Here is a 12,587-nt window from a genome sequence, read left to right as displayed (position 1 = left end):
CATCGCGCGTCTTCTGCTTGAGAGTGTCTTCGGCCGTGGTGGTCTCGGGCCGCGTGGATACGACTGCAGACATGTTTTGGTCTCCTCGTTGACTTTAGCGACTGGGGTGAACGAGCGTTGCTGGCACCTACCGGCGCTCGCTGCCCGCCACGTGAAGTCTTCGCTCACGTTCGCTGATCGTCTTTGCGAAATACAATATGTGATATATCAAAACGCCACAAGAAAAATTTGCGGCTTTGACACGTGAGAATTGGATGCTGCGGCGCAGCAGATGGCTACTCGTGGCGGGATTCGGGCGCAAACACTGGATTCAGTGGACGCATTCCACGTCCGCGGCAACGTTACACACCACATCGAGCGAAGGGATTTACGCGCGCAGGGAGGCTCGGCGCCGTTGATTCGCTTTATAGCTTCCAGCCTACCCAGGACGGGATGTTGGTGATCTGGGCCGGTCCAGTAGCAAATGGCATGGCATAAGCAAAGACTGCAGCCAACAGGTGCGGGCCTGCTTTATCGACCCTCGCACTGCCCTGCCCTGCAAACGGCGATATGCCTGCTCACGGCAATCCTTTCGGTGGCATTGCAGCTACGGCACATTGGATCTTCCGTGGCCTGAGGCTCGAAGCTTGGCGAACCGGAAATAGTGCTGGCTCAGGGCCGCTAGAGCTTGAGGCATGACGGGCTTGCACATGCTCAGGTATCAGGGCCGGTGCTTTCAGCCTGGTCTAAGCTGGAGCCCTTCAAGCCCCATCCACCCCGTACTGCGCAAGAAACATCGCAACCGCCGAGTCCACCACCTGCCGCTGCATCTCCGCATCCAGCGGCGGCTGTCCCATGGTGATCTGCGGCCAGAAGGCAAATGCCTTGATCAGCGCTTGCAGCTGACAAGCGGCAAAGCCGGGATCCGCCGCCTTCAGCTTCCCGTCGGCCTGGGCCGCGCGTATCCAGACGTTGATGCCCTCTTCCCGCTCGCCTAGCCTGGCCACCATTTCCCGCGCCCGTTCCGGCGAGTGAATCGTCTCGGCAATGGCAACGCGCGCCAGATCCATGAAGCTGGCGTTGTTGAGCATGTTCATCTTGAGCCGCATCAGCGCGCGCAACTGCGCATCCATCGGCTGATCGCTGGCGTAAGCCACTTCAAGCTCGCCCTGGCTGCTCTCCCACAACTGGGAGAGCATCTCGGCAAACAACTCGTCCTTGCTGGCGAAGTGGTTGTACACCGTGCGCTTCGATACCTCCGCCCGGGCGGCGACCTTGTCCATGCTGGTGACTTCGAAGCCGTTGTCGCGGAACTCGGCAATGGCGGCCTGAATGATGGCTTCGCGCTTGCGATCCGTCAGGCGTTGGGCTGGGGGCATGGCGTTTCTGGTGTCCTGGGCATCGGGGGAAGTCAGCAATTTTACACCGACAAGTTTACTTTCCAGAAAATTACACTACACTGTGCAGTGTAATTTATGCAACCATGGCAGGTCGATGAACCCCCGCCGCTTGCCTTGCTCCTCTTGGGATCCTGATTGCCATCATGACCAGTCCATCGCCCCACCCCGCCAGCAGCAAGACCCTCGTCCAGTCGCCAGAATCGCGCGCGAGCCAGAAACGCGCCCTGGCCGGCCCGCCAAAGGGCGGCTTGCTCAAGACCCTTGGCATCGCCTGGCGCTTCCTCTTCGACAAACCCGCGGATACCCAGCCCGCCGGCCCGGTGCCGGTGCAAACGCTGACGCAGGCCGACCTGCTCGCCGCGCCGGACAACACGGTGTTCCGCCTTGGGCATTCGACTGTCCTGCTCAAGCTGCGCAATGCATTCTGGATCACCGACCCGGTCTTTAGCGATCGCGCTTCGCCGGTGCAGTGGGCCGGGCCGCAGCGCTTCCATCAGCCACCGATCGGTATCGACGCTTTGCCGCCCATCAGGGCGGTGATTCTCTCGCACGATCACTACGACCACCTGGATCGCGCCGCCATCATGGCGCTGGCGGGCAAGGTCGAGCACTTCCTGACGCCGCTCGGCGTAGGGGACCGCCTGATCGACTGGGGGATCGACCCCGCCAAGGTGCGGCAGCTCGACTGGTGGCAAACCACCGAGGTCGAGGGCATCCGTTTTGTGGCGACGCCGGCGCAGCACTTCTCCGGGCGCACGCCGTTCGACGGCAACCGTACGCTGTGGGCGTCGTGGGTGATTCTGCACGCGGATCTGCGTGTGTTCTTCAGTGGCGACACGGGATACTTCGATGGTTTCAAACGCATCGGCGAACGCTACGGCCCCTTTGATCTCACCCTGATGGAAACCGGCGCCTACGACGTCAACTGGCCTGCCGTGCACATGCAGCCGGAGCAAACCCTGCAAGCGCATATCGACCTGAACGGCCGTTGCCTGCTGCCGATCCACAACGGCACCTTTGACCTGGCGATGCATGCGTGGCATGAGCCCTTCGACCGCATCGTCGCGCTGGCGGCCGCGCGCCGCGTCCCTGTCAGCACCCCGCGCATGGGCGAGGCCGTGAGCATCCTGCGGGCACACAGCGCAGATCGCTGGTGGCTGGACGTGAAAACGCGCCGCAACACCAGACCGGCGCCGGCTGCAAATACGCGCGTCGTGAACGAGCAACCTTGAGAGCGGCAATGACCACCTGGACCACCAAGGACATCCCCTCGCAGGCCGGCAAGCGGGCCGTCATCACCGGTGCCACCGGCGGCCTGGGCCTTGAGACCGCACTCGCGCTGGCGGGTGCCGGGGCCGATGTGATTCTTGCCGGGCGCAATGCGGCCAAGGGGCACGAAGCGCTGCGCCATATCCGTGCCACGCATCCCCGGGCAACGCTGCGGTTCGAGCTGCTGGACCTTGCCAGCCTTGCCTGCGTCGCGGATTTCTCGCGTCGGCTGATCGAAGAGGGACGCCGCATCGACATGCTGGTCAATAACGCAGGCGTCATGGCGCTGGCGACGCGGCAAGTCACGGCCGATGGTTTCGAGATGCAGCTCGGGACGAACTACCTAGGGCACTTTGCGCTTACCGCGCAACTGCTGCCGCTATTGCACGGCGGGCACGGCGGGCAGCACTCGCGCGTCGTCAGCCTGAGCAGCATGGCGCATCGGCAAGGACGGATCGACCTGGACGACCTCCAGGGCAGCCTTGTCTACAAGCCCTGGGGGGCCTACGCGCAATCGAAGCTCGCCATGCTGATGTTCGCGCTGGAGCTGCAGCGGCGCAGCGATGCCAACGGCTGGGGCCTGCTGAGCAATGCGGCGCACCCGGGCTGGGCGCGCACCGACCTGATGGCCAATGGCCCGGGCACCAACGGCATGCTTGGGGTCCTCTCCCGGCTTTTCGCGCCGTTCTTCAGCCATTCGGCGGCGCACGGCGCATTGCCGACCTTGCTGGCGGCAACCTCGCCCGAAGCACGCGCCGCCGCCTACTACGGTCCTGACGGGTTCTCGGAAATGAAAGGCGCGCCGGCTCGCGCGAAGATCATGCCGCAAGCCGTGGATGCGCAGGTATCGGCGCGGTTGTGGGAGCGTTCGATCACGCTGACCGGCGTGAAATGGGAAACGAGCGCTAGCCTGGCTTTGCGTCATTCCTGACAGCCAAAAGGATGGTCCGGGACGCGCCAAACTCACATTGGCATCAAGGTGTATCATTGCCGCGTTGCAGGCTTTGCGCCTGCATCAGCGTTCTCAGGGCGGGGTGAAAGTCCCCACCGGCGGTGATGGCGATTTTTTCGCATAAGCCCGCGAGCGCCCGGTTCTCCCAGAAGTCTCAGGGAGCCGGGGTCAGCAGATTCGGTGTAACTCCGAAGCCGACGGTCATAGTCCGGATGAAAGAGAGCGCGATGTTTCTGTCCCCCGCCCCGTCTCCCGGCGCCGGGGGACTAAACTCGTGCGCCCTGATTCTGGTAACCCACTCTTCTGAAGAAGACCATGAATCAGCTAGTTTCTCCTGTCCAGCGCGATCCTCGCGACCTCCAGAACACCGCTCCCGTCAATCCGGCCTGGCGCTTTGCGTTTATCCACGCGCAATGGCATGCGGATATCGTCCATCAGGCCCGCGACGCCTTCCTCGCTGAAATGGCCGCGCGCGGCGTATCGCGCGATGCCGTGGACGTGATTGAAGTGCCTGGCGCGTTCGAGATTCCGCTGCATGCACGCAAGCTGGCGGACACCGGGCGCTATTCGGCGATCGTGGCGTCGGGCTTTGTGGTCGATGGCGGCATCTATCGCCATGAGTTTGTCGCGGACGCCGTCATCAGCGGCCTGATGCGCGTGCAGCTCGATACACAAGTGCCTGTCCTGTCCGCGGTGCTGACGCCGAAAAGCTTCCATGATCACGAAGACCACCGCAAGTTTTTCAGCGAGCACTTTGTCGTGAAGGGCCGCGAGGCGGCGCAAGCTTGCGTGAAGACGGTGGAAAGCCTGAGCAAGCTGGCGGCGTGACCGGATCGGGCCCGCGCACCGGAAGCGCTACATCACGCGCACCCTGACGGTGCGCGCGGGCACCGCCCGCGCACCAAGCGATGGCATTCAGCCAGGCAGATCCCAAAATTCGCGCCTGACAATAGGCATTCAGCGCCACATTTGCCGGCCAGCGCGCTTGCCATGTGCCTGGCATGCCGTTTGCTGAGTAACCCGCAGGGAAGCGACCAAGCGTCGCTCACCGAAGGGTAGCTAGGGTTCCGGTCGTGCCGTGCGCACGATGTCTGGTCCGAGAGCAACCGGCCTCAGGCGCGCTAGTTCGCGCCCAGGCTCCACGGCGGGACAAAAGCCCGGGAGGTTCACTTCGTTGAGAGGTGGCTTCCCTGCCATTTGTCACCGCCGATCGGAGCCGAACCCATGCCTGCATTTCCTTTTTCACGTCTTACGCGACGCCCGTTCCGGCGTACCTGCGCCGGCCTGCTGGGCGCTACGCTGCTTGCCATTGGCCTGGCCGGCGCGCGACCCGCCATGGCCGAAATCAAGGTCGGCGTCTCCGACTGGCCGGGCTGGGTTGCCTGGTACGTCGCCGAGCAGAAGGGCTTCTTCAAGAAGCATGGCGCGGACGTGAAGCTGGTCTGGTTCGCCAACTACACCGACTCCATCGCCGCGCTCTCCTCGGGGCAGCTCGACGCCAATTCCCAGACCTGGTCCGACACCCTCGGCCCGCTGGCCAAGGGCCTGCCGCTCAAGGCCGTGCTGGTCAACGACAACTCCTCCGGCAACGACGCGCTGGTGGTCAGCGGCAAGATCAAGTCCTTCGCCGATCTCAAGGGCAAGACGGTTGCGCTGGAGCAGTACAGCATCTCGCACTTCGTGCTGGTCACGGCGCTGGCCAGGAATGGCCTCAAGCCCTCCGACGTCAAGATCACCAACCTCTCGGCCGGCGATGCCGCCGCGGCCTTCATGACCGGCCGCGTCGACGCGGCGGTGGTCTGGAATCCGTGGATCGACCAGATCACCCGCAGCGGCAAGGGCCGCGCGCTGTTTACCTCCAAGGACATGCCGGGCCTGATCCCCGACCTGCTGGTGGCGCAGGACAAGGCGATCCGCGCCAAGCGCCGCGACCTGGTCGGCATGATCCGCGCCTGGTTCGACACCGAGAAGTTCATCCGCGAGCAGCCCGCCGAGGCGGCCAGGATCATGGCCAAGGTGGTCAGCATGAAGCCCGATGAATACAGCGTGTTCTTGCCCGGCACGAAGTTCTTTGATGTTGCCGCCAACCACGGCGCGCTCGACCCGGCGCAGGCCACTTCGCTGCAGGCCGTCACGCCGACCATTGCGGCATTCCTGCTGGAGAACAAGCTGATCGACGGCAAGCCGGACCCGGCGCGCGGCGTCGACGCCAGCCTGCTGGCCGAAGCCCTGAAGTGAGGCGACCATGAGCGAGAACACCGGACTCCTGCCCGCTACCGCGCGCATTGCGCACGTACAGCCGCCGTCGCCGGACACGACCAATGCCACGCCCGCACTGCCGGCATGCCACGCAAAGCGCCAGCCCTGGTGGGGCATACGCAGCGCCATTCCCGCGCACCGCACTGCAGCGCTGGTCAGCCTTGGCCTGCTGCTGCCACTGGTGGCGTGGGCCTGGCTGGCCGCCAGCGGCTGGGTCGAGCCTGTCTTCATGCCCAGCCCGGTGCAGGTGCTGCAGCGGCTGCACGGCTGGTATGCCGACGAGGGTCTCGCCGGCGACATCGGCATCAGCACGTTGCGCGTGATCACGGGCTGGGCCTTGTCAGCGGTGATCGCCCTGCCGCTGGGCCTGGCGATCGGCACGTTCCGCAGCGTGCAGGCCTTGCTGGAACCGCTGACCGATTTCGTGCGCTATATGCCGGCGGTGGCATTCATCCCGCTGGTAATGGTGTGGGTTGGCATTGATGAGGGCGCCAAGATCGCCATCATCTTCATCGGCACTTTCTTCCAGATGGTGCTGATGGTGGCCGAGGACGTGCGCCGCGTGCCGATGGCGCAGATCGAAGCGGCCCAGACCATGGGCGCGAGCCGCGGCGAAGTGATCCGGCTGGTCATCGTCCCTGCCGCCAAGCCGGCTTTGCTGGATACGCTGCGCATCACCATGGGCTGGGCCTGGACCTACCTGGTGGTGGCCGAACTGGTCGCGGCCAGCTCGGGCCTGGGCTTCTCGATCCTGAAGGCGCAGCGCTTCCTGCAGACCGACAAGATCTTCGCCGGCATCCTGCTGATCGGCGTGATCGGCCTGGCGATCGACCAGTTGCTGCGCTGGACGCACCGGCGCGCGTTTCCCTACCTGCACGCGAGGCGCTAAAGCCATGTCCCTGACGCTATCCCCCAAGCTGCGCGTGCGCGGCGTATGGAAATTCTTCGGCCGCGACAAGACGCCCGACAGCGCGCCACCGGCGGCATTGCAGGACATCCACCTGGATATCGGCAACAACGAGTTCGTCACGCTGGTGGGCGCATCCGGCTGCGGCAAGTCCACGCTGCTGCGCTCGCTCGCCGGCCTGGAGCCGCACAGCGCGGGCGACCTGCTGTGCGACGGCAAGCCGATCGAAGGCCCGGGCCCGCAGCGCGCAATGGTGTTCCAGCACTACAGCCTCTACCCGTGGCTCACGGTCATCGAGAACATCCGTTTCTGCCGCGAGCTCAAGGTCAATACCAGCAGCCGGACCAGCGCCGATGTGGAAGCCGCTTCCGGGCGGGCCGATGCCTTGTTGCGCCTGATGGGGCTGTGCCACGTCAAGGATGCCTATCCGGGCCAGCTCTCGGGCGGCATGCAGCAGCGCGTGGCCATTGCGCGCGCGCTGATGAGCCGCCCGCCGGTGCTGCTGATGGACGAGCCCTTCGGCGCGCTGGATGCGCAGACCCGCGAGGTCATGCACGACCTGATCCTGCATGTGCACCGGCTGGAGCAAAGCACCATCGTGTTCGTCACGCACGATGTGGAAGAGGCGATCTACCTCGGTCAGCGCGTGGTGCTGATGGCCCCGCGCCCGGGACGCATCGACACGATCTACGAGGTGCCGCTGCCGGCCGCGCGCACGCAGGAGTTGAAGCTCTCGCCCGCGTTCCTGAACCTCAAGCGCGAGGTGCTGGCGCGCATCCGCGCCACCTCCGGCATGCAGACCGATTTCGAATTGCTCGAGCAGCTTTCGCATGCCGCATCCACCGACCTTGCGCCCGAGCCGCAGGCCTGAGTTGCCCCCCGGAGACCAACGAATGCAAACCCCTGAACACGCCCTTGCAAACCCACCCGCGCATGCCGCGGTGGATGTCATCGACCACTGGCGCCGCTTTGCGCCCGACCTGCCCGCCAGCCAGGTGGCCTGGAGCGAAGTCCTGCCCGGTGGCTGCCACTGGAGCTGGCGCCTGTCGCGCGGCACGGCCCTGCGCTTTGCCGCGCTGGACGCGCGCGCCAACTGCTCGGTGGTGCTCTACGCCGCGCATGACCGGCTGGAGCGCTACAGCATGCCCGACACCTGCAAGGCGCTGCACACCGCGCATTTCACGCGCGGCCATGTGCTGATGAGCGACATGGGCCGCGCCATGGCCTCGATCACGCACGACACGCTGGGCTGGCACGATCCGTTTGGCGGCTTGCTCGACCTTGCGCGACTGCATGAGAAATACGGCGAGCAGCGTTTCGAGCAACACCGCAATGCCATGTACCGCGCCGGCCGCGACGGCCTGCTGATCGAGATCGGCAAGTACGGCCTCGCCGCGCGCGACCTGATCGCGCCGGTCAACCTGTTCAGCAAGATCGCGGTGGACGCGCAAGGCCGCTTCGCCTTCGATGCCAGCCAGCCGGTAGAAGGCACCACGGTGGAACTGCGCTGCGACATGGACCTGATCGTAGCCGTCTCCACCGCCCCGCATCCACTGGACCCGCGCCCCGGCTACGCGCCCGGCAAGGTGGGCATCGCGGCCTGGCGCAACGGCCCGGCCCCGGCCGACGACTTCTGCCGCGGCTACCGCCCCGAATGCGCGCGGGCATTGCACAACACCGATGTGTTCGCACTGTCCTGAAGACCACGAGGAACCGATATGACAAACGCTGCCACCGCCACCCTGCGCACGAGCTTGCTGGACCCTGCCCACGCCGCCCTGCGCCACCGCCAGCCGGCAGGCGAGCCCTGGCTCGCCGAGATCCGTGCCGGGCAGACCGTGCGCATCGTCGACCTGGGGGGCAACCAGGCCGCCGACGTGCTGTTCTACAACCGGCATGACGTGGCCGAGCACTACAGCGCCACCGATACGCTGTTGCGCCAGGGCGGCATCTACCTCTCCAGCGGCTCCGTGCTGGTGTCCAGCGAGGGCCGGCCGATGCTGACCATCGTGGCCGATACCTGCGGCCGCCACGACACGCTGGGCGGCGCCTGCGCGGCCGAGAGCAACACGGTGCGCTATGCGCTGCAGAAGAAGTTCATGCACTCCTGCCGCGACAACTACCTGCTGGCGATGGCGCATGCCGACGTGGGCCTGAGCAAGCGTGACCTGGTGCCCAACATCAATTTCTTCATGAACGTGCCGGTCACGCCGGAAGGCGGCCTGTGCTTTGCCGACGGCATCTCCGGCCCGGGCAAGTATGTCGAGCTGCGCGCCGAGATGGATGTCTGGATGCTGGTGTCCAATTGTCCGCAGCTCAACAACCCGTGCAACGCGTACAACCCCACGCCGGTGGAGTTCATCGTGTGGGATGCCGCGGCCGCTGCCTGACCGTGGATCGTGTAGTTCGCACAGCGTAGTACCAGCCTGACCATTCCGCGCCCCAAGGGCGCCGCTGCGGGACGACCCGCAGCCGAGATGATTCCCGCAGGACGACCTGCCCCGAGGGAACCACCCGCATGTCCTCGCCATCCGCACGATTCGACACCGTCCTGATCGCCAATCGCGGCGCCATCGCCTGCCGCATCATCCGTACCCTGCGCGCGCTTGGCCTGCGCTCGGTCGCCGTCTACTCCGAAGCCGATGTGGATTCGGCCCACGTTGCGCAGGCCGATGTGGCAGTCTGCATCGGCCCGGCGCCCGCGGCGCAGAGCTACCTCGATGCCGAGCGCATCCTGGCCGCCGCCCGCGAGACCGGTGCCGGCGCCATTCATCCCGGCTATGGCTTCCTGTCCGAGAACGCCGGCTTTGCCGAAGCCTGCGAAGCCGCCGGCATTGCCTTTATCGGCCCGACGCCCGCGCAGATGCGCGCCTTCGGCCTCAAGCACACGGCCCGCGCGCTGGCGGAGCTGCACCGCGTGCCGTTGCTGCCCGGCAGCGGGCTGCTGCCCGACCTGGCCGCGGCCCGGGCCGAAGCGCTGCGCATCGGCTATCCCGTGATGCTCAAGAGCACCGCGGGTGGTGGCGGCATCGGCATGCGGCTGATCCGCAGCGAGGCCGAGCTGGCCCCCGCCTTCGAAGCGGTGGAGCGCCTGGCGCGCGCCAACTTCAAGGACGCCGGGCTGTTCCTGGAGAAGTTTGTCGAGCGCGCCCGCCATATCGAGGTGCAGTTGTTCGGCGATGGGCGAGGCAAGGTGGTCACGCTCGGCGAGCGCGATTGCTCGGCGCAGCGCCGCAACCAGAAAGTCATCGAGGAAACTCCCGCGCCGGGGCTGGATGCGGCCACGCGCAGCGCGCTGCTGGGCGCAGCCGAGCGGCTTGGCCAGGCGGTTGGCTACCGCTCCGCCGGCACGGTGGAATTCGTGCTCGACGCGGACACCGGTGCCTTCTACTTCCTGGAGGTCAACACGCGCCTGCAGGTAGAGCACGGCGTGACCGAGCAGGTCACGGGCATCGACCTGGTTGCGTGGATGGTGCGTCTCGCGCGCGGCGACGACTTCGCGCTGGAAGCCCCCGCCCCACGAGGCGCCTCGATCCAGGTGCGCCTCTATGCCGAAGACCCTGCCCGCAATTTCCAGCCAAGCGCGGGCTTGCTGACCGAAGTGCGCTTTCCCGAACAAGCCCGGGTCGATACCTGGATCGGCGCGGGCAGCGAGGTGCCGCCGCACTACGATCCGATGCTCGCCAAGCTGATCGTCACCGGCACCGACCGCGCTGACGCGGTGGCAAAGCTGCAGGCCGCGCTGGGCACGACGCGGCTGGCCGGCATCGAGACCAATCTGCGCTACCTGCGCGCGGTGGCAGCCAGCGACGACTTCATCCACGGCCGCATCATCACGCGCTCGCTGGCGGATTTCACCTACCGGCCCAACGCGGTCGAAGTGCTGGATGCCGGCGTGCAGACCACGGTGCAGGACTGGCCGGGCCGCGTCGGCTACTGGGACGTGGGCGTGCCGCCGTCCGGCCCCATGGACGACCTGGCGTTCCGGCTGGCCAACCGGCTGGTCGGCAACGCCGACACCGCGGCCGGGCTGGAATGCACGCTGAGCGGGCCAACGCTGCGCTTCCACCATGACGCGGTCATCGCGCTGTGCGGCGCGCCCATGCCTGCCACGCTGGACGGCGTAGCGCTGGCGCCCTGGCAATCGCACCGCGTGACGGCAGGCAGCGTGCTGCGGCTGGGCGCGGTGGCCGCCGGCGGCAGCCGCGCCTATCTGGCCGTGCGCGGCGGCATGGATGTGCCGCACTACCTCGGCAGCCGCGCCACCTTTACGCTGGGCCAGTTCGGCGGCCATGCCGGGCGCACGCTGCGCGCCGCCGACATGCTGCACATCGGCCTTGAGACCGCCGGCGAACCGGCAACGGCGCTGGCGCGCGAGCAAACACCCGACTATGCCGGCGGCAGCCGCGCCTGGGATGTCGCCGTGCTCTACGGCCCGCACGGCGCGCCGGACTTCTTCACCGATGACGACATCGATACGTTCTTCGGCACCGAATGGCAGGTGCACTACAACTCCAGCCGCACCGGCGTGCGCCTGATCGGCCCCAAGCCAGCGTGGGCGCGCCGCGATGGCGGCGAGGCGGGGCTGCATCCCTCCAACATCCACGACAACGCCTACGCCATCGGCGCCATCGACTTCACCGGCGACATGCCGGTGATCCTCGGCCCGGATGGCCCCAGCCTCGGCGGCTTCGTCTGCCCGGCCGTGGTGATTGCCGCCGAGCGCTGGAAGCTTGGCCAGCTGCGCCCGGGCGACGCGGTGCGCTTTCATGGCGTGACGCAGGAGCAGGCCGCGCAGCGGCAAGCGGCGCAGGACCGCTGGGTGCGCGAGCTGACCGCGCCGCCGGCCTTCCTGCCCGGCACGGCAGCAGGCGAACGCGGCTCGCCGATCCTGCGCGAGCGCGCGGCCTCGGCCAGCCGCCCCGGCCTGGTCGTGCGCCAGGCGGGTGACCGCTACCTGCTGGTGGAGCTGGGCGAACTGCAGCTCGATATCGCCTTGCGCATGCGCATCCATGCGCTGCATGCCGCGCTGCAAGCCCTGCGGCTCGACGGCGTGGTCGACCTGACGCCCGGCATCCGCTCGCTGCAGGTGCATTTCGACCCGCGCCGGCTCGCGCGCGCCGCGCTCATCGACACCATCCTGGCCGCGGACGATGCGCTGGGCGATACCGACGACCTCGTCGTGCCGTCGCGCACCGTGTATCTCCCGCTGTCGTGGGACGACAGCGCCACGCGCCTGGCCATCGACAAATACATGCAATCGGTGCGCCCGGATGCGCCGTGGTGCCCGAGCAATATCGAGTTCATCCGCCGCATCAACGGGCTCGATGCGATCGAGGCGGTGCAGCGCATCGTCTTCGATGCCAGCTACCTGGTGCTGGGGCTGGGCGACGTGTACCTGGGCGCGCCCGTGGCCACGCCGCTGGACCCGCGCCACCGGCTGGTCACCACCAAGTACAACCCGGCCCGCACCTGGACGCCGGAGAACGCGGTGGGCATCGGCGGCGCCTATATGTGCGTCTACGGCATGGAGGGTCCGGGCGGCTACCAGTTCGTCGGCCGCACGCTGCAGATGTGGAACCGCTGGCGCGACGCGCAAAGCGGCGCCGCCGACTTCGAAGCGGGCAAGCCGTGGCTGCTGCGCTTCTTCGACCAGATCCGCTTCTATCCTGTCAGCGAAGGCGACCTCACCAGAATCCGCCGCGACTTCCCCGCGGGCCGCTATCCGCTGCGCATCGAGCAAGGCACCTTCGGCATGCGCGACTATCGCCGCTTCCTGGACGCGAATGCACCGGATATCGCGGCGTTCAGGCAATGCCAG

General features: G+C 66.7%; 10 protein-coding genes and 2 riboswitches. Of the genes, 9 read left to right on the top strand and 1 reads right to left on the bottom strand.

The window, feature by feature from the left end; genetic code table 11:
• Positions 1 to 740: 740 nt before the first annotated feature.
• Positions 741 to 1,358 carry a TetR/AcrR family transcriptional regulator gene (locus ACYP5B_RS38675; RefSeq protein ID WP_459573106.1) on the bottom strand — a complete coding sequence of 206 codons (618 nt, stop codon included), beginning with the start codon at positions 1,356 to 1,358 and terminating at the stop codon, positions 741 to 743.
• 164 nt (positions 1,359 to 1,522) lie between these two features.
• On the opposite strand from ACYP5B_RS38675, the gene ACYP5B_RS38670 reads away from it, so the two are divergent.
• From ACYP5B_RS38670 to uca, 9 genes are all read left to right on the top strand, one after another.
• Positions 1,523 to 2,611: an MBL fold metallo-hydrolase gene (locus ACYP5B_RS38670; RefSeq protein ID WP_459573105.1), complete on the top strand. Its 1,089-nt coding sequence runs from the start codon at positions 1,523 to 1,525 to the stop codon at positions 2,609 to 2,611.
• A gap of 8 nt (positions 2,612 to 2,619) precedes the next feature.
• Positions 2,620 to 3,579: an SDR family oxidoreductase gene (locus tag ACYP5B_RS38665; RefSeq protein WP_459573104.1), complete on the top strand. Its 960-nt coding sequence runs from the start codon at positions 2,620 to 2,622 to the stop codon at positions 3,577 to 3,579.
• Between the two features lie 85 nt (positions 3,580 to 3,664).
• A riboswitch (FMN riboswitch) is annotated at positions 3,665 to 3,828 on the top strand.
• Between the two features lie 87 nt (positions 3,829 to 3,915).
• Positions 3,916 to 4,428, top strand: a complete 513-nt coding sequence (locus ACYP5B_RS38660) for a 6,7-dimethyl-8-ribityllumazine synthase (protein WP_459573103.1) — start codon at positions 3,916 to 3,918, stop codon at positions 4,426 to 4,428.
• Positions 4,429 to 4,648: 220 nt separating this feature from the next.
• Positions 4,649 to 4,766, top strand: a riboswitch (guanidine-I (ykkC/yxkD leader).
• A 58-nt stretch (positions 4,767 to 4,824) separates the two neighbouring features.
• Entirely contained in the window at positions 4,825 to 5,838 is a 1,014-nt protein-coding gene (locus ACYP5B_RS38655) for an ABC transporter substrate-binding protein (RefSeq protein WP_459573101.1), read from the top strand.
• A 7-nt stretch (positions 5,839 to 5,845) separates the two neighbouring features.
• On the top strand, positions 5,846 to 6,748 hold the full coding sequence (locus tag ACYP5B_RS38650) for an ABC transporter permease (protein WP_400095692.1): 903 nt from the start codon (positions 5,846 to 5,848) through the stop codon (positions 6,746 to 6,748).
• A 4-nt stretch (positions 6,749 to 6,752) separates the two neighbouring features.
• Positions 6,753 to 7,637, top strand: coding sequence for an ABC transporter ATP-binding protein (locus ACYP5B_RS38645; RefSeq protein ID WP_459573100.1), 885 nt, complete (start codon positions 6,753 to 6,755; stop codon positions 7,635 to 7,637).
• Positions 7,638 to 7,659: 22 nt separating this feature from the next.
• Positions 7,660 to 8,466 (top strand): urea amidolyase associated protein UAAP1, encoded by an 807-nt coding sequence (locus tag ACYP5B_RS38640; RefSeq protein ID WP_400095696.1) that lies wholly within the window; start codon positions 7,660 to 7,662, stop codon positions 8,464 to 8,466.
• Positions 8,467 to 8,484: 18 nt separating this feature from the next.
• Complete coding sequence (locus ACYP5B_RS38635) at positions 8,485 to 9,156, top strand: urea amidolyase associated protein UAAP2 (RefSeq protein WP_459573098.1); 672 nt, start codon at positions 8,485 to 8,487, stop codon at positions 9,154 to 9,156.
• A 128-nt stretch (positions 9,157 to 9,284) separates the two neighbouring features.
• Positions 9,285 to 12,587, top strand: a 3,303-nt coding sequence (gene uca / locus ACYP5B_RS38630; protein ID WP_459573097.1) for an urea carboxylase, incomplete at its 3' end; no start/stop codon positions are given.

This window comes from Cupriavidus sp. 8B, from assembly GCF_054589115.1.
Note: the sequence above shows the minus strand (reverse complement) of the source record. Positions and strands in the feature narration are given on the sequence as shown.

What these genes read in the sequence shown, in the direction of transcription:
- ACYP5B_RS38650 (WP_400095692.1), top strand. Translation starts at nt 5,846, where the DNA reads ATGAGCGAGAACACCGGACTCCTGCCCGCTACCGCGCGCATTGCGCAC.
- ACYP5B_RS38655 (WP_459573101.1), top strand. Translation starts at nt 4,825, where the DNA reads ATGCCTGCATTTCCTTTTTCACGTCTTACGCGACGCCCGTTCCGGCGT.
- ACYP5B_RS38675 (WP_459573106.1), bottom strand. Translation starts at nt 1,358, where the DNA reads ATGCCCCCAGCCCAACGCCTGACGGATCGCAAGCGCGAAGCCATCATT.
- ACYP5B_RS38670 (WP_459573105.1), top strand. Translation starts at nt 1,523, where the DNA reads ATGACCAGTCCATCGCCCCACCCCGCCAGCAGCAAGACCCTCGTCCAG.
- ACYP5B_RS38640 (WP_400095696.1), top strand. Translation starts at nt 7,660, where the DNA reads ATGCAAACCCCTGAACACGCCCTTGCAAACCCACCCGCGCATGCCGCG.
- ACYP5B_RS38665 (WP_459573104.1), top strand. Translation starts at nt 2,620, where the DNA reads ATGACCACCTGGACCACCAAGGACATCCCCTCGCAGGCCGGCAAGCGG.
- ACYP5B_RS38645 (WP_459573100.1), top strand. Translation starts at nt 6,753, where the DNA reads ATGTCCCTGACGCTATCCCCCAAGCTGCGCGTGCGCGGCGTATGGAAA.
- ACYP5B_RS38635 (WP_459573098.1), top strand. Translation starts at nt 8,485, where the DNA reads ATGACAAACGCTGCCACCGCCACCCTGCGCACGAGCTTGCTGGACCCT.
- ACYP5B_RS38660 (WP_459573103.1), top strand. Translation starts at nt 3,916, where the DNA reads ATGAATCAGCTAGTTTCTCCTGTCCAGCGCGATCCTCGCGACCTCCAG.